The 16,944-nt window shown below is 71.6% G+C and carries 13 protein-coding genes; 1 reads left to right on the top strand and 12 read right to left on the bottom strand.

What is annotated here, in order from left to right; translation table 11 throughout:
- Positions 1-104 precede the first annotated feature (104 nt).
- Both IRQ30_RS15480 and IRQ30_RS15475 read right to left on the bottom strand, forming a co-directional pair.
- Complete coding sequence (locus IRQ30_RS15480) at positions 105-1,829, bottom strand: GMC family oxidoreductase N-terminal domain-containing protein (protein WP_193613914.1); 1,725 nt, start codon at positions 1,827-1,829, stop codon at positions 105-107.
- Positions 1,826-3,454: a succinic semialdehyde dehydrogenase gene (locus IRQ30_RS15475; RefSeq protein ID WP_193613913.1), complete on the bottom strand. Its 1,629-nt coding sequence runs from the start codon at positions 3,452-3,454 to the stop codon at positions 1,826-1,828. Before IRQ30_RS15475 ends, IRQ30_RS15480 begins: the two co-directional genes overlap by 4 nt.
- A gap of 135 nt (positions 3,455-3,589) precedes the next feature.
- On the opposite strand from IRQ30_RS15475, the gene IRQ30_RS15470 reads away from it, so the two are divergent.
- Positions 3,590-4,123 carry a hypothetical protein gene (locus IRQ30_RS15470; protein WP_193613912.1) on the top strand — a complete coding sequence of 178 codons (534 nt, stop codon included), beginning with the start codon at positions 3,590-3,592 and terminating at the stop codon, positions 4,121-4,123.
- A 6-nt stretch (positions 4,124-4,129) separates the two neighbouring features.
- Here the strand turns inward: IRQ30_RS15470 and IRQ30_RS15465 are convergent, their stop codons facing one another.
- The 10 genes from IRQ30_RS15465 to groL form a co-directional block, all read right to left on the bottom strand.
- The gene (locus IRQ30_RS15465; RefSeq protein WP_193613911.1) at positions 4,130-5,578 is read right to left on the bottom strand and encodes an aldehyde dehydrogenase; all 1,449 of its coding nucleotides are present in this window, start codon (positions 5,576-5,578) and stop codon (positions 4,130-4,132) included.
- Between the two features lie 15 nt (positions 5,579-5,593).
- Entirely contained in the window at positions 5,594-6,694 is a 1,101-nt protein-coding gene (locus IRQ30_RS15460) for an Rv3169 family protein (RefSeq protein ID WP_193613956.1), read from the bottom strand.
- 1 nt (position 6,695) lies between these two features.
- Complete coding sequence (locus IRQ30_RS15455; RefSeq protein ID WP_338089739.1) at positions 6,696-7,838, bottom strand: phosphotransferase family protein; 1,143 nt, start codon at positions 7,836-7,838, stop codon at positions 6,696-6,698.
- 184 nt (positions 7,839-8,022) lie between these two features.
- Positions 8,023-9,762: a glycerol-3-phosphate dehydrogenase/oxidase gene (locus tag IRQ30_RS15450; protein ID WP_227467675.1), complete on the bottom strand. Its 1,740-nt coding sequence runs from the start codon at positions 9,760-9,762 to the stop codon at positions 8,023-8,025.
- Positions 9,763-9,792: 30 nt separating this feature from the next.
- Positions 9,793-10,254: a ribonuclease HI gene (gene rnhA, locus IRQ30_RS15445; protein ID WP_193613910.1), complete on the bottom strand. Its 462-nt coding sequence runs from the start codon at positions 10,252-10,254 to the stop codon at positions 9,793-9,795.
- Positions 10,254-11,360 carry a GuaB3 family IMP dehydrogenase-related protein gene (locus IRQ30_RS15440; RefSeq protein ID WP_193609506.1) on the bottom strand — a complete coding sequence of 369 codons (1,107 nt, stop codon included), beginning with the start codon at positions 11,358-11,360 and terminating at the stop codon, positions 10,254-10,256. The genes rnhA and IRQ30_RS15440 overlap by 1 nt, the downstream gene beginning before the upstream one ends.
- Before the next feature lie 19 nt (positions 11,361-11,379).
- Entirely contained in the window at positions 11,380-12,882 is a 1,503-nt protein-coding gene (gene guaB / locus IRQ30_RS15435; RefSeq protein ID WP_338087933.1) for an IMP dehydrogenase, read from the bottom strand.
- Between the two features lie 144 nt (positions 12,883-13,026).
- Complete coding sequence (locus tag IRQ30_RS15430) at positions 13,027-13,926, bottom strand: GNAT family N-acetyltransferase (protein WP_338089738.1); 900 nt, start codon at positions 13,924-13,926, stop codon at positions 13,027-13,029.
- Between the two features lie 68 nt (positions 13,927-13,994).
- A complete protein-coding gene (locus tag IRQ30_RS15425; protein WP_193613908.1) occupies positions 13,995-15,119 on the bottom strand; it encodes a hypothetical protein in 1,125 nt (374 codons plus the stop codon).
- A gap of 107 nt (positions 15,120-15,226) precedes the next feature.
- Complete coding sequence (gene groL, locus IRQ30_RS15420; RefSeq protein ID WP_193613907.1) at positions 15,227-16,846, bottom strand: chaperonin GroEL; 1,620 nt, start codon at positions 16,844-16,846, stop codon at positions 15,227-15,229.
- Between the last annotated feature and the right edge of the window lie 98 nt (positions 16,847-16,944).

Raw genomic sequence — 16,944 nt, 5'->3', positions numbered from 1 at the left:
AACCGCCCGGCGCCAGGGAGCACCGCGGCGCGGTTCCACTGCTCCAACGAGGGCCCGGGAGCGCGGTTACGGGGCCGGCGCCGGGTCTGCGCGGGGCTCGCGCGTCAGGTCACCTGCACGATCGGGAGTCGCAGGGCACCCGGCGCACTCGGGGGGACGGCGGGCGAGACCGGCGGCACCGGCGCCAGCCGCTCGTACTCGCTGCCGAGCTCGGGGCGTGGGTCGGCCTCGCCCTTGTTGGGCCACAGCGCCATGGCGCGCTCGGCCTGCGCGGTGATGGTGAGCGAGGGGTTGACCCCGAGGTTGGCCGAGATCGCGGAACCGTCGGCGACGTGCAGGCCGGGATAGTTGAAGACGCGCTGGTAGGGGTCGACCACGCCGTTGTCGGGGCTGGTGCCGATCGCGCAGCCGCCGATGAAGTGGGCCGTGAGCGGCATGTTGAAGGGCTCGCCGATGTTGCCGCCGGGCGTGCCGCCGAGGACGCCGGCGATGCGGCGCACGGCCTCGTTGGCGACCGGGATCCAGGTCGGGTTGGGGGCACCGTGGCCCTGGCGCGACGTCATGCGCCAGTGACCGGTGAGCCGGTTGCGCTTGCCGTAGGTCGTGATCGAGTTGTCGAGGCTCTGCATGACCAGCGCGATGACGGTGCGCTCGGACCAGTGCTTGAAGTCGTAGAACTGACGGACCTTGGCCTTCTGCACCCACAGCTCCTTGAGCCAGGTGCGCCAGCGCGGGCCGGGCGCGTCGCCGTCGGTGAGGACGGTCTGCATCAGGGCCATGGTGTTGAAGCCCTTGCCGTAGCGGACCGGCTCCACGTGCGTGTGCTCGTCGGGGTGGAAGCTCGAGGTGATGGCGACGCCGTGGGTGTAGTCGGTGGTGTGCCCCTTGGGCGCGATGGCCCCGAGCACCGACTCGGAGTTCGTGCGGGAGAGGTAGCCGAGCCGGTCGGAGAGCTCGGGCAGGTGGCCCTCGTCCTTCATCCGGTGCAGCAGCTTCTGGGTGCCCAGCGAGGCCGCGGCGAGCACGACGTGCTCGGCGGTGAGGGTGCGGGTCGTGCGGGCGGTGGCACGGCGGGCCTTGGTGTACTTGACCGAGACGTCGTAGCCCCCGCCGTCGCGCGGCCGCAGCCGGGTGACGGTGGTCAGCGGCAGGACCTTGGCGCCCCGCTTCTCGGCGAGGTAGAGGTAGTTCTTGACCAGGGTGTTCTTGGCGTTGTGGCGACACCCGGACATGCACTCGCCGCAGTTGAGGCAGGCGTTCCGCGTGGGGCCCTCTCCCCCGAAGAACGGGTCGGGCACGGCCGAGCCGGGCTCCTGGCCGGGCCCGCCGAAGAACACGCCCACCGGGGTCGGGTGGAAGGTGTCGGCGACGCCCATGTCGCCGGCGACCTGCTTCATCACCTCGTCGGCCGGGGTGTGGACCGGGTTGTCGACGACGCCCAGCATCCGCTTGGCCTGGTCGTAGTACGGCGCCAGCTCGTCCTTCCAGTCGGTGATGCCGGCCCACTGCGGGTCGGCGTAGAACTGGTGGAGCGGCTCGTAGAGGGTGTTGGCGTAGACCAGCGACCCGCCGCCGACGCCGGCGCCGGCCACGATCAGGGTGTCGCGCAGCGCGTCGATGCGCTGGATGCCGTACATGCCCAGCGCGGGCGCCCACAGGTAGCTCTTGACGTCGAGCGTGCCCGAGGAGAAGTCCTCGTCCGCGAAGCGGGGGCCGGCCTCGATGACGCCGACCTTGTAGCCCTTCTCGGTCAATCGCAGCGCGGCCACCGAGCCGCCGAAGCCGGAGCCGATGACCAGGACGTCGTAGTCGTAGCCCTGGTCGGTCATGCCCGACCGAGCTTCTTCATCAGGCGCAGGTTGGCCGTCATGACCTTGCCGTAGGTCTCGTCGGACATGCCCAGCATCGGGGCGAAGCGGATCAGCCGCTGGGTCGCCACCGACTGCGACTCGGTGTAGCGCAGGACCCCCTCGCTGCCCTGGCGCCGACCCTGGCCGGACTGCCGCATCCCGCCCATCGGCGAGTCGACGCTGGCGAACGTCGCCCCGAACGCCTCGTTGATGTTGACCGTCCCGCACTTCACGTGGCGGGCGATCGCGCGGGCCCGGGCGCCGTCCTGGCTGTAGATCGAGCCGTTGAGGCCGTAGTCGCCCTCGTTGGCACGCGAGACCGCGTCGGCCTCGTCGTGGAAGCGGTAGAGCGAGACGACCGGGCCGAAGGTCTCGTTGCCGAAGCAGGTCATGTCGGGCGTGACGCCCTCGAGGATCGTGGGCTCGTAGAAGTACGGCCCCAGGTCCGGGCGGGCGCGGCCACCGGCCAGCACCCGGGCACCCTTGGCCACCGCGTCGTCCACGTGGGCGGTCACGGTGCGCAGCTGGGCCTCGGAGATGAGCGAGCCCATGTCGTTGCCCCAGTCGAGCGTGGCGCCCAGGGTCATCGCCTCGGTGCGGGCGACGAAGCGTTCCACGAACCGGTCGTAGACCTGGTCGGCGACGAAGAGCCGCTCCATCGAGACGCACAGCTGACCGGCGTTGGAGAAGCTGGCGCGCACCGCGCCCTCGGCCGCCTTCTCGAGGTCGGCGTCGCGAAGCACGAGGAGCGGGTTCTTGCCGCCCAGCTCGAGGGAGGCGCCGATCAGACGGTCCGCGCAGCCCCGCGCCACGAGCTTGCCGGTGGCGGTGGAGCCGGTGAAGCAGATGTAGTCGGCGCGGCCGATGATCTGCGGGCCGACCTCCGAGCCGGCCCCTGCGACGACCTGCCACAGGTCCTTGGGGAAGCCGGCCTCCTCGAGCAGCTGCGCGGCGAGCAGCGCGGACAGCATGGTCTGGGCGTCGGGCTTGGCCACCACGGCGTTGCCGGCCAGGAGCGCGGGCAGGCCGTCGCACAGCGCCATCGTGAACGGGTAGTTCCAGGGCGAGATGATCCCGACGACGCCCTTGGGCACCTGGTTGACCTCGACCCGGGTCAGGCCGGGGACGATGCCCAGCTTGCGCTTGGTGTCGAGGTGCTGGTGGGCGGTGCGCCCGTAGTAGCGCGCGGTCAGCGCGATGTGGAGGGGCTCGTCGAACGCGTGCTTGCGGGCCTTGCCCGACTCCCACACGATCAGGTCGATGATCTCCTCCTGACGGTCCAGGACGAGGTCGTGCAGGCGCAGCAGCATCGCGGCGCGGTGGTCGAGGGAGGTCTGGGCCCAGGCGGCCTGGGCCCGTCGCGCCCGGGCGAACGCCTCGGCGACGTCGGTCTCCGACGACTGCGGCACGTGGGCCAGGGGCGCGCCGTTGAGCGGGGAGAACACCTGGACGGTCTCCCCCGACGTGGCCACGAGGCGGGCCGTGAGCGACTCGACGTACCCCCGCTCGAGGGCGTAGGCGGCGGTCGGGTCGTGCTCGGGGTCCGCGGGTCCCTCGGCGAGCGGGTTGGCCCCGCCGGCAGGAGTGGGGTCAGAGGCGCTCATGTACCGAGAGTATGTGAGCGGCGTCTCTCCTGCCTACTGTCTGGTAATGATTGTGGGCCTTTACACAACGGCACTGGATGTCAACGACCGTCTGGTACGGGTGTGGCCCGAGCCCTCCTGGGTAGGTTCTCGGCCATGCTGACCTCCCTGCGACTGACCGTCGGCGCGATGATGACGTTCCTGCTCCTCATGGCGCTGGCCCTCTCCTTCGTCCTCGCCCCGGGCTCGGACCCCCAGCCCGGCGAGGGTCTCCTCGACGCCCCGCAGCCGTGGGTCCTGGCCGCCATCGCGGCGGCCGGCGTCGCCCTGCACGTCCTGATCACGCTGGTCGGCTACCGCACGCCCGCCATCGCCCCCGGCACCCCCGCCGACGTCGCCGGCGGCACGTCCGCGGCCGCGATGAGCAGCGGCACCGTGCTGCGCGCCGCCCTGTCGGAGTCGGTCGCCCTCGCCTCCATCGCCCTCGCCTTCATCGTGTCCGAGGGCTCCTACCTCACCTACGTCGTCGGCGCCGCGGTGTCGCTGGCGCTCTTCGTCGTGCACGCCTACCCCGGCGAGCGCACCATCGCCAGGACGGAGGCGAGCCTCGAGCGCGAGGGTGGCAGGTCGCACCTGCGCGACCGGCTGCTGCTCCCCGCCCCCCGCCCGGGTGCGATCCAGGAGCTGTGAGGCGGCTCAGGACTCGAGGTAGACCGACTTCAGCTCGGTGTACTGGGCCAGGCCCTCGGGTCCGAACTCGCGTCCGAGGCCCGAGGCCTTGAAGCCGCCGAAGGGCGCGGCGAAGTCCATCGTGTAGGTGTTGACGCCGTAGGTGCCGGCGCGCACCCGGCGGGCGACGTCCAGCCCGGCGGCCTGGTCGGAGGTCCACACGGTACCGGCCAGCCCGTAGTCGGACTCGTTGGCGATGCGCACGGCGTCGTCCACGTCGTCGTAGGGGATCACCGACAGCACCGGACCGAAGATCTCCTCCTGGGCGATGCGCATCGAGTTGTCGACGTCGGCGAAGACCGTGGGCCGGACGTACCAGCCGTGGTCGAGGCCGTCGGGCATGCCGCTGCCGCCGGCGACGAGGCGGGCGCCCTCCTCCTGACCGAGGGCGATGTACTTCTGCACCCGCTCCTGCTGGCGCTGGGCGACCATCGGGCCGATCTCGGTGGCGGGGTCGGCGGGGTCGCCGACCTGCATGCCGTCCACGGCCTCGGCAAGGGCGTCGACGACGGTGGCGTAGTTGGCACGGCTGGCGAGGATCCGGGTCTGCGCCACACAGGCCTGTCCGGAGTTCATGAGCGCGGTGAACTTCAGGCCCTCGATCGTCTTGGCCAGGTCGGCGTCGTCGAGGACGATCGCGGCCGACTTGCCGCCGAGCTCGAGGCTCACCCGCTTGAGCTGCTCGCCGCAGATGGCGCCGATGCGACGCCCGGCGGCGGTCGAGCCGGTGAAGGCGACCTTGTCGATGCCCGGGTGGGCGACGAGGTGCTCGCCGACCTCGCGACCGGCGGTGACGATGTTGACCACGCCGGCCGGCACGCCGGCCTCCTGGAGCAGCTCGGCCATCAGGTAGGTGTCCAGCGGCGTCTCGGGCGCGGGCTTCACCACGACCGTGCAGCCGGCGAGCAGCGCCGGGACGACCTTCGACATGATCGTGAACTGGGGGACGTTCCACGGCGGGATCGCCGCGACCACGCCGACCGGCTCGTGGCGGACCATCACCGGCATGCCCAGGGCCCCGGGGCGGGTCTCCTCCCACGGGAACTCGCGCGCGATCGCCAGGAACGCCTCGATCTGCATCCACGGCGCGGGCGACTGCGCGAGGTTGGAGAACGACGTGGGCGAGCCCATCTCGATCGTGATCAGCTCGGCCATCTCGGCCAGCCTGGCGGCGTACAGGCCGGAGAACGCCTCGAGCACCGCGATCCGCTCGGCCGGCGTCATCCGCGGCCACGGGCCCTCGTCGAAGGCGCGACGGGCGGCCGACACCGCGGCGTCGATGTCGCCGATGCTGCCCTCGGGCACCGTCGCGACGACCTGCTCGGTGTGGGGCGAGACGACCTCGAGCCGACCGTCGCCTGTGGGGGCGGCCCAGCCGCCGTCGATGTAGAACGCGTCGCGGTCCAGCGTGGTCATGGGGATCTCCTCGGGTCAGGGGGCGAGCGTGAAGAAGTCGGCGAAGCCGCTGGGGTCGTGCCGTCCGATCGCACCGTGCTCGAAGAGGCCCCAGCCCTCGGCGCCGTCGCAGGTGGCGCGGCCGACGTGGTCGATCACGCCGAACATCACCCGGCCCTCGACCTCGGGCGAGGTGTGGTCGTAGGTGCGGCGCTCGGTGAAGCCGGGGCCCTTCCAGACGCCGTGGCTCCAGTCGGAGTCGCCGCCGTAGCCGCCGCCCACGTGGAGCGGCACCGCCAGCCTGGACTCGACCTCGAGCTCGAGCGGCTTGCCGTCGGGGGTGGTGCAGCGGATGCTGGCGCCGGTCGGGATGCGGGTCCCGGACGCGTAGCGGACGGTGACGTGGGGCCAGCCCAGCTGCTCGACGCGGCCGTCCTTCCAGACGCGGGAGCAGTCGTTGAAGACACGGTGCCCGTCGGGCTCCTCCTGCATGATCAGCACGATCGCGAAGTCGTCGAAGCGCATCGGGACGTAGGTCCACCACATGCCCTCGAACGGCGGGTCGGCCGGCTTGCCCGCGGGCTCGGCCTCCCCCACCGGCCGGATCCCCCACGACCGGTCGCGGGTGCCGACCCAGCGGTTCGCGTCCACGGCGATCTCCTCGCCGTCGATCGAGATCGACCCCTCCCAGGTCCCGACCTGCGCGAACCGCTGGGCGTCCAGGGTGACCCGGCTGCCGGCACGCATGACGTGCGGCTGCTCCTGGAGGGCGTCGAAGGAGCCCTCCCAGGTCAGGTCCATCGCGATGCCCTCGGTCTCCTCGAGGACCAGCCGCAGCTTGCGCAGCGGCTCGACCACCTCGATCCGGTAGGCACCGACGCGTTGGTTGAGGCGGTCGTCGTCGATCGCGTCGCCCAGGTGGACGGCCGTCTGCTCGTCGCCGCGGCGTACCAGGACGAAGGCGTCCTTGGTCCCGAGGTTGGGGTAGTAGCCCGCGCCGGTGATGAGGAAGATGTCGCCGGTCCGGTCGTGGGCGTTGAAGTAGCAGCGGTCGTAGAAGTTGCGGTCGCTGGTGCCGGCCCACGTGGCCGGGAGCGGGACCTGGTGGATCGGGTACTCGTCGAGGTGGCTGACCATGTCAGGCACCCGCCTCGGCCAGGATGCGCTCGACGAGCGGCTTGCAGTGGAAGAGCGACTCGATGTCGTCGGGTCGCTCGATCTCGCCGAAGTGGATCTGACGGGCGCCGGTGCGCATGAAGACGATGCACCACTGCAGCCCGTTGTAGACGTGGTACCAGGTGAGGTCGCCGACGATCTCCCCCGTGAGCCGCTCGTAGGTCGCCACGACGTCCTCCTCGCGCAGGAAGTGCGGCATGCCGGGCAGCTCGAGCATCCCGGTGATCGTCTCGAAGACCTGGTGGGCGAAGACCATCCACGACAGGTCGAGCTGGCGCGGGCCGATGGCCGCCATCTCCCAGTCGAGCACCGCGACCGGGGAGAAGTCCTGGTAGATCGTGTTGCCGATGCGTGCGTCGCCCCAGCAGAGTACGGCGTCCTCGTCGGCGGCCGGTGGCAGGTGGGCGCGCAGCCAGCTCAGCGCGCGCTCGACCATCGGGCTCGGCCCGATGTCGGCCTTGGCGAACTCGTACCACGCGACCGTGCGGGCGAGGTTGCGCTCCAGCAGGGTCGCCCCCTCGTGGCCGTGGCGGGCCGGGTCCAGGAACGCGAAGGTCTGCTGGGCGTCGGGGATGCCGTGCAGCCCGGCCACCACCGCGACGGTGTTGTCCTGCAGCGTCCGCTGGTCGTCGTGACTGGCGTCGTGGAGCCAGTTGTCGCCGAAGTTGTAGGGCAGCACGTCCTGCGGGATCAGGCCGTCGACGCGGTCCATGAGGAAGAAGGGGGTGCCGAGCACGTCACCGGTCGGCTCCATCCAGCGCACGGCCGGCACGGGGACGTCGGTCCGCTCGCCGACGATGCGCATGGCGTCGTACTGGTCCTGGAGCTCGTAGGTCGCGAAGACCGGGAAGTCCGCCGCGGCCGGCTCGACCCGGGCGACGTAGCGGCCGACCTGCACGGCCCCGTCCTCGGTCCAGGTGGCGTCGAGCAGGATCGTCTCCGACGACATGCCGTTGGCGTCGATGCCGGAGTGGAGCACCACGCTCGGGTCGGCGCCGGGGGGCAGGAGGGTGGCCAGCCAGTCGGCCAGGAGCTGCGGCACCGTGGTGGCGTCCCTGCTCGTGCGCTGCATCTTCAGGTCCGCGGGCGGAGGCGCCTGGGTCACTAGATCTCCTGCTCTCCTGTGACGTGGGTCTCAGTTTGACAGGTGTCAGCATGGGTGGAACGTGTTCTAGTTGTCAACGGAGGCGCGGTCAGCAGGTTTTTCAGCATCTGCTGAAAAGCCGGCGCTTCCGGGCGTAACTTCGGCCCAGAAGCGCCGGAAAAACAGCAGATGCTGAAAAACCTGCTCAGACGATGTCGACCGCGGCGACACGCGCCTCGTCGGCCTCCTGGTCGGTGAGCATGAGCTGGCTCTGGCGCTCGGCCTCGACGCGGCGCAGGTAGTGGTCGACCTCGTCGGCGGTGCGGGCGTCGTCCCAGCCGAGCTGGCCGGCCATGAGGCGAGCGACGTGCGGGGCGGCGGCGACGCCGCGGTCGAAGGTCTCGATCGAGATCCGGGTACGGCGGGTGAGGACGTCGTCGAGGTGGCGGGCGGCCTCGTGGGTGACGGCGTGGACGACCTCGGCGGCGAGGTAGTCCTCGGCGCCGACCAGCGGCTCCCCGAGCTCGGGCTGCGCGGCGACCAGGGCGAGCAGGTCGTCGACCTGGCCGCCGTGGCGGCCGAGGAGGTGGTCGATGCGGGCGACGTGGAGCCCGGAGCGGCGCGCCAGGAGCACGCGCTGGTTGGAGCGCGTCTCGAAGCCGTCGGCGCCGAGCAGGGGCACCCGGTCGGTGATCGAGTCGCGGATCGTCAGGTTGGCGGTCGTGCGCAGCGAGTGGGCGGCGGCGTCGATGGCGTCCTTGGCCATCACCCGGTACGTCGTGAGCTTGCCGCCGGCGATCATCACCAGGCCCGGCACCGGGGTGACCACCGTGTGCTCGCGGGAGATCTTCGACGTCGGCTCGGACTCGCCCGACAGCAGCGGGCGCAGTCCGGCCCAGACGCCGACGACGTCGTCGTGGTCGAGCGGCTCGCGCAGGATCGCGTTGACGTGGTCGAGGATGTAGTCGATGTCGGCCCGGCTGGCCGCGGGGTGCGCCTTGTCGAGGTCCCAGGCGGTGTCGGTGGTGCCGATGATCCAGTGCCGGCCCCAGGGGATCACGAACAGCACCGACTTCTCGGTGCGCACGATGAAGCCGGCCTCCGAGCGGATCCGGTCGCGCGGCACGACGATGTGGACGCCCTTGCTGGCCTGGACGTGCAGCGCCCCGCGCCCGCCGACCATCTCCTGGATCTCGTCGGTCCAGACCCCGGCGGCGTTGACGACGACGCGCGCGCGGATCTCGAGGTCCTCCCCCGTCTCCAGGTCACGGGCACGTACGCCGACGACCCGCTCGGCCTCGCGCAGGAAGCCGGTCACCTGCACGCGGGTGGCGACGTGCGCGCCGTGGCCGGCCGCCGTGCGGGCGAGCGCCAGCACGAGCCGCGCGTCGTCGACCTGGCAGTCGTAGTACTGGATCGCCCCGGCCAGGGCGTCGGACTTGAAGTCGGGCGCGATCCGGGCGACCTGGCGGCGGAAGAGGTGGCGGTGCCGAGGCACGCCCATCTCGGACCTGCCGAGCATCGCCATGCCGTCGTAGAGCGCCAGCCCGGCGCCGACGTAGGGCCGCTCCCAGCCGCGGTGCGTCAGCGGGTAGAGGAACGACACCGGCCGCACGAGGTGTGGAGCGAGCCGGGTGAGCAGCAGACCGCGCTCCTGCAGCGCCTCGCGCACCAGTCCGAAGTCCAGCATCTCCAGGTAGCGCAGGCCTCCGTGGATGAGCTTGCTGCTGCGGCTGCTGGTCCCGCTGGCGAGGTCGCGCTGCTCCACCAGCCCGGTGCTGAGCCCACGCGTGACCGCGTCCAGCGCGGTGCCCGCCCCCACGACCCCGCCCCCGACGACCAGGACGTCGAGCTCGAGCTCACCGGCGCGGCCGGTCATCGCGGACAGCGAGCGCTCGCGGGCCTCCGGGCCCAGCGCGGACGGCGGCACGGGGAGCTGGCTCATGCGTCCAGTGTCGCAAGCGACCCCAGCGGCTCAGACCCCGCGGGCCGCCGCGACCGCCTCGGTCAGGCCCTTCGCGGCCAGCCGGTCCGCGCGCTCGTTGCCCTCGTGGCCCGCGTGACCCTTGATCCAGTGCCACTCGACGTCGTGCTCGGCGGCGGCCGCGACCAGGCGCTGCCAGAGGTCGACGTTCTTGACCGGCTGCTTGGCCGAGGTCCGCCACCCGTTGCCGCTCCAGCCGACGACCCACTTGGTGATGCCGTTGCGCACATAGGTGCTGTCGGTGTGGATCTGCACCGCCGAGCGCCGCTTGAGCGCCTCCAGCGCCTGGATCGGCGCCATCAGCTCCATGCGGTTGTTGGTGGTCTCGCCGGCCTCGCCGCCGCACAGCTCGAGCTCGTGGCTGCCCTGCTGGAGCAGCGCGCCCCAGCCGCCGGGGCCGGGGTTGGGGATGCAGGCGCCGTCGGTGTGGATGACGACCGGGTGGGTGCTCACTACTCGACGACGACCTCGACGCGCTGGAATTCCTTGAGGTCGGTGTAGCCCGTCGTGGCCATGGCCCGCTTGAGCGCGCCGATGAGGTTCATGGTGCCGTCGGCGACGCGGGAGGGGCCGAACAGGATCTCCTCCAGGGTCCCCACCCGCTCGAACTCCACGCGCTGCCCGCGCGGCAGGTCGGCGTGGTGCGCCTCGGCGCCCCAGTGGAAGCCGTGGCCGGGGGCGTCGCTGGCGCGCGCGAACGGCGAGCCGACCATCACCGCGTCCGCGCCGCAGGCGATCGCCTTGGCGATGTCGCCGGACTTGCCGATGGACCCGTCGGCGATGACGTGGACGTAGCGGCCCCCGGACTCGTCGAGGTAGTCGCGACGGGCGGCGGCCACGTCGGCGACGGCCGAGGCCATCGGCACGGCCACGCCCAGGACGGTGCGGGTCGTGTGCGCGGCGCCTCCGCCGAAGCCGACCAGGACCCCCGCGGCGCCGGTGCGCATCAGGTGCAGGGCGGCCTGGTGGGTGGCGCAGCCGCCCACGATCACGGGGACGTCGAGCTCGTAGATGAACTCCTTGAGGTTCAGCGGCTCGGCCTGCGAGGAGACGTGCTCGGCGCTGACGGTCGTGCCGCGGATGACGAACATGTCGACGCCGGCGTCGACGACGACCTTGGCGAACTCCTTGGTGCGCTGCGGCGACAGCGACCCGGCGACCGTGACCCCGGCGTCGCGCACCTCGCGCAGCCGGTGGGTGATCAGCTCGGCCTTGACCGGCTCGGTGTAGATCTCCTGCATGCGTGCCGTGGCGTCGATGCCCTGCAGGCCCGACACCTCTTCGAGCAGCGTGGTCGGGTCCTCGTAGCGGGTCCACAGCCCCTCGAGGTTGAGCACCCCCAGGCCGCCGAACTTGCCGAGGGCGATGGCCGTGTCGGGCGACATCACCGAGTCCATCGGAGCGGCCAGCACGGGCAGGTCGAAGCGGTAGGCGTCGATCTGCCAGTCGATGCTGACCTCCTCGGGGTCGCGCGTGCGGCGCGAGGGGACGATCGCGATGTCGTCGAAGGAGTAGGCACGGCGGCCGCGCTTGGCCTGGCCGATCTGGATCTCGGTCATGGAGGTCGTCTCTTCCGACTCAGTGGCCTGAGTAGTTGGGTGCTTCGACGGTCATCTGCACGTCGTGCGGGTGGCTCTCCTTGAGCGAGGCCGAGGTGATGCGCACGAACCGGCCCTTGTCCTGCAGCTCCGCGACGGTGCGGGCACCGGCGTAGAACATCGACTGGTTGAGCCCGCCGATGAGCTGGTGCGCGACGGCGGCCAGGGGACCGCGGAAGGCGACCTGCCCCTCGATGCCCTCGGGCACGAGCTTGTCGTCGGTGAGGATCTCGGCCTGGAAGTAGCGGTCCTTGGAGTAGGACTTCTTGCTGCGGCTCGACATCGCGCCGAGCGAGCCCATGCCGCGGTAGGACTTGTACTGCTTGCCGTTGACGAAGACCAGCTCGCCGGGGCTCTCCTCGCACCCGGCCAGCAGCGACCCGAGCATCACCGAGTCGGCGCCGGCGACCAGCGCCTTGGCGATCTCGCCGGAGTGCTTCATGCCGCCGTCGGCGATGACGGGCACGCCGGCCGGCTTGGCCGCCAGCGACGCCTCGTAGACCGCGGTGACCTGGGGCACGCCGACGCCGGTGACGACGCGGGTGGTGCAGATCGAGCCGGGCCCGACCCCGACCTTGACCGCGTCCGCGCCGGCGTCGACGAACGCCTGGGCGCCCTCGCGCGTGGCGACGTTGCCGCCGATCACCTGCACGTGGCGGGTGGCGGGGTCCTTCTTCAGGCGCTCGACCATCTCCAGGAGCATCCGCACGTGGCCGTGGGCGGTGTCGGCGACGAGCACGTCGGCGCCGGCCTCGATGAGCGTGGTGGCGCGCTGCCAGGAGTCGCCGAAGTAGCCGATCGCGGCGCCCACCATGAGGCGACCGTCGCCGTCCTTGGACGCCTTGGGGAACTGCTCGGACTTCACGAAGTCCTTGACGGTGATGAGCCCGGCCAGCCGACCCTGCTCGTCGACCAGCGGAAGCCGCTCGCGCTTGTGCTGGCGCAGCAGCATCGTGGCCTCCTCGCGGGAGATCCCGACGTCGCCGGTGACCAGCGGCATCGGGGTCATCACCTCGTCGACCTTGGTGGTGGCCCACTCGGCGACGGGCGTGAAGCGCAGGTCGCGGTTGGTGCAGATGCCCAGCAGCCGGTTGTCGGCGTCGACGACGGGGAGACCGGAGACGCGGTACTCGCCGCAGATCGCGTCGAGCTCCTCCAGCGTCGCGTCGGGCCCGATCGTGACAGGGTTGGAGATGATCCCGGTCTGGGTCCGCTTGACGAGGTCGACCTGGTAGGCCTGGTCCTCGATCGAGAGGTTGCGGTGCAGCACGCCGAGGCCGCCCTGGCGCGCCATGGCGATGGCCATGCGCGACTCGGTGACGGTGTCCATGGCGGCGCTGATGAGCGGGACCTTGAGGGTCAGCTCCCGCGTCAGCCGGGTGGTCGTGTCGATCTCGTCGGGTGCCAGGTCGGAGTGACCCGGCAGCAGGAGCACGTCGTCGTACGTCAGGCCCAGAGCGGCGAACTTGTCGGGGAGTTCCACCATCGCAGTCTAGTGGCGCTCCGGTGGCGCGGCGGCTGCCGGGTCGGCGCCGGGACACGTCGCGCGGAGACGACGTCGCGGTGCTCGCCAGGTCACGGTCAGGTCACGGTCTGGTCACGACAGGTCACGACCGGTCCCGCATGGTCACGGCTGGGCGACCGGCAGCGGGCGCAGGTCGCGCACGGCGATCCGCACGGTCAGCGCGTCGCCGGCCATCCGGATCCGGCCGCGCATCCCGGCGGCCATCACCATCGGCATCACGGCCTGGTTGTCCGAGCGGGTGGTCAGCAGGATGGCCTCGGCGCCCAGGCCGTTGGCCAGTCGGGCGGCGTCGCTCAGCAGCCGGGTGCCGATGCCGCGACGCTGCCAGGCCGGGTCGACCTCGAGGTCGACCGGCAGCACGTCGGGCAGGTCCGGGCCGGCCACCCGCAGGGTGGCCAGCCCCACCCGGACGCCCTCGATGCTCGCGACGGCCGAGCGGCCCTCGACGTGGTAGGCCGGCGAGCTGCCCGCCCCCATGCGCCGGTTGTCCGAGAGCACGAAGGCGGGGTGGTGGGGGTGGTGCTGCTCGCGGCCCAGGACGTCGTTGACGAGGTCGGCCATCGCCGAGCCGCGGGCGTGCTCGGTCGCGGTGAACGGCGCGTCGCGGCGGATCTGCACCTGCACGGCTCCGACCGTCATCTCCATGACGTCCTGGCTGTCGCCGACCGGCAGGACGTCCGCGTCGAACAGCGCGGCGACCACCTCGGGGAACGACGCCGGCGTCTCGAGCACGGCGCGGGCGGCCTGCACGTAGCGCGTGGGCTGGTCGGTCAGGGCGGCCTCCGTGCACGGGGCGGCGATGACCGACTCGGCCCCCGCCCGACCGACGAGGTCGACGAGGTCGGCCGCGGTCCACGCGTCCGGCGTGCTCAGCACGAGCTCGTCGGTCACGGCCTCGATGCCGGGGAAGACCTGCACCCCCAGGATGTTGACCCCCGCCGCACCGCACTCGGCCGCCAACGCGGCCAGCGCCCCAGGACGTTCGGGCAGGGTGGCGCGCACTCTCCACAACATGGCACGAGCCTCGCCTGCGCAGGTTGCCGAACCGAGTCGATGTTGTTTCGGGCGCGCTACGACTGCTCCGTGGCGGGGAGGTACGGCGCCAGGTCGAGGGTGAAGTCGACGCGCATCGCGAAGCTCCGCCCACCCGTGCCGAGATCGCGGGTGAGGACGAACTCCTGCGTCATCGTCAGGGTCCTCGGCTCCGCCGAGGTCGGGAAGACGAGGGCACCGACCCCCTCGGTCCCGAACGTCTCGCTGTCCTCCGGGGACACCACCCGCAGCGGGGTGAGCGGCGCGACGCCGTCGACGTCCTCGCGGTGGTCGACGAGCGTGACCGACCAGGTCGCCTCGTCGTCGCCCTCGCGCAGGATGCTGTCGACGACCACGGTCCTCACGTCCACCAGCGTCCAGACCTCGCCGCCCTCGGCCCACCCCTGGTCCGGGAGCCACGGCGACGCCACGGCGTCCGCCTGGCACACGAGGTCGTCGGTCTCGAAGTCGCGCGGCAGCGTCGCGTCGGCGACGCACCCGGGACGGGTGTACGTCCGCGGCTCGCTGCCCCAGGCGTAGAGCGGCGAGGCCGCGCCCGCGTCGACGGAGCCGTCGGCGAGCGAGACCACCTGCGTGAGGCCGTCGAAGGTGACCTCGAGCGCGGCGTCCTCGACGTCGTCCTCGTCGACGACCACCGCGACCGCGCCCCCGTGCCCGTCCCAGCCCCGGTCGAACTCGTCCTCGGCATCGGTGTCGAGCTCGATCGTCCGGTCACCCAGTCGCAGGGAGACCAGGACGGCCTCCTCGTCGGGCAGCTCTGCGCCGGGGACGCGCTCGAGGACGGCCGCCAGACGGCTCGCCTGGGCCTCCCACTCGAGCACCAGGAAGTCCTTGCCTCGCGGGGCGTGCACGTCCCCGTCGTCGACCTTGCCCTGGTCGGCCAGCGGCAGACCGTGCGGGAGGGAGTCGAGGGGCTCGGCCACCGAGACCGCGAGCGAGCCGTGCGGCAGCCGCACCTCGACCTCGCGGTCCAGCCGCGGGTGACCCTCGAGGTCGGAGAACACCGAGAGCCCCAACGGCACCTGCTCGCCCTCCTGGGCGGTCTCGCCGTACGGCGCGAACCACCAGGCCGCCATCCCCACCAGGGCCACGACGAGGGCGCCGACCAGGGCGATCACCAGCATCCTGCGGCGCGTGCTCACCCCGCAGCACTACCCCGGGTGCCGGGGGCCGAAACGCAGCGCCGAAATGACGCCGACCCGTCACCCAGAGGGGTGACGGGTCAGCGGTGGAGCGGTGGAGCGGTGGATCAGTGGCCGTGGCCGTGCCCGTGGCCGCCGGCCTCGGGCTCGTCGTCCTCGGGCTTGTCGACGATCAGCGTCTCGGTCGTGAGCAGCATGCCCGCGATGGAGCTGGCGTTGACGAGCGCCGAGCGGGTGACCTTGACCGGGTCCAGGACGCCCTCGGCGACCAGGTCGCCGTAGGTGTCGGTGGCGGCGTTGTAGCCGTTGCCGACGCCGAGCTCGCGGACCTTGGTGGTCACGACGTAGCCGTTGACGCCGCCGTTCTCGGCGATCCAGCGCAGCGGCTCGTCGGCCGACTTGCGGACGATGCGCACACCGGCAGCCTCGTCGCCCGTCAGGCCGAGGTCGCCCTCGAGGACCTTCACCGCGTGGATGAGGGCGGAGCCGCCACCGGCGACGATGCCCTCCTCGATCGCGGCGCGCGTGGCGGAGACGGCGTCCTCGATGCGGTGCTTCTTCTCCTTGAGCTCGACCTCGGTGTGCGCGCCGACCTTGATCACGCACACGCCGCCGGCGAGCTTGGCGAGACGCTCCTGGAGCTTCTCGCGGTCCCAGTCGGAGTCGGTGTTGTCGATCTCGGCCTTGATCTGGCTGACGCGACCCTCGACCTCGCCGGCGTCGCCGCCGCCGTCGACGATCGTGGTGTCGTCCTTGGTGATGACGACGCGGCGCGCGGTGCCGAGCGACTCCAGGCCGATCTGGTCGAGCTTGAGGCCGACCTCGGGCGCGATGACCTGACCACCGGTCAGGGTCGCGATGTCCTGCATCATCGCCTTGCGGCGGTCGCCGAAGGCCGGGGCCTTGACCGCGACGGCGTTGAACGTGCCGCGGATCTTGTTGACGACCAGCGTCGACAGCGCCTCGCCGTCGACGTCCTCGGCCAGGATGAACAGCGGCTTGCCGGCCTGGATGACCTTCTCCAGCAGCGGGAGCAGCTCGGAGATCGCCGAGATCTTGCCCTGGTGCAGCAGGATGTAGGGGTCGTCGAGGACGGCCTCCATGCGCTCGGTGTCGGTCACGAAGTACGCCGAGATGTAGCCCTTGTCGAACTGCATCCCCTCGGTGAAGTCGAGCTCGGTGCCCATGGTGTTGGACTCCTCGACGGTGATGACACCGTCCTTGCCGACCTTGTCGAAGGCCTGCGAGAGCAGGTCGCCGATGTGGGCGTCGCGGCTCGAGATCGTGGCCACGGAGGCCATGTCCTCGACCGAGTCGACCTCGCGGGCGGCCTCGCGCAGGGCCTCGCCGACCGCAGCGGTCGCCTTGTCCATGCCGCGCTTGAGGCTCATCGGGTTGGCGCCGGCCGCGACGGCGCGCAGGCCCTCGTGGACCATCGCCTGCGCGAGGACCGTGGCGGTGGTGGTGCCGTCACCGGCGACGTCGTTCGTCTTGGTGGCGACCTCCTTGGTGAGCTGGGCGCCGAGGTTCTCGAACGGGTCGTCCAGCTCGATCTCACGGGCGACGGTCACGCCGTCGTTGGTGATCGTGGGCGCGCCCCACTTCTTGTCGAGGACGACGTAGCGGCCCTTGGGGCCGAGCGTCACCTTGACGGCGTTGGCGAGGGCGTCGACGCCGCGCTCGAGGGAGCGGCGGGCGTTCTCGTCGAACTCCAGGATCTTGGGCATGGTTCTCCTAAGCAAAGAGACCGGGTCGTGGGGGGGGGGGGGGGGGCGGGCGGGGGGCGAGGCGCACCACCCCCCCCCGCCACCAAAAGACACAGAAC

The sequence above is a fragment of the Nocardioides lijunqiniae genome (assembly GCF_015024225.1).
Taxonomy (GTDB): Bacteria; Actinomycetota; Actinomycetes; order Propionibacteriales; family Nocardioidaceae; genus Nocardioides; species Nocardioides lijunqiniae.
Note: the sequence above shows the minus strand (reverse complement) of the source record. Positions and strands in the feature narration are given on the sequence as shown.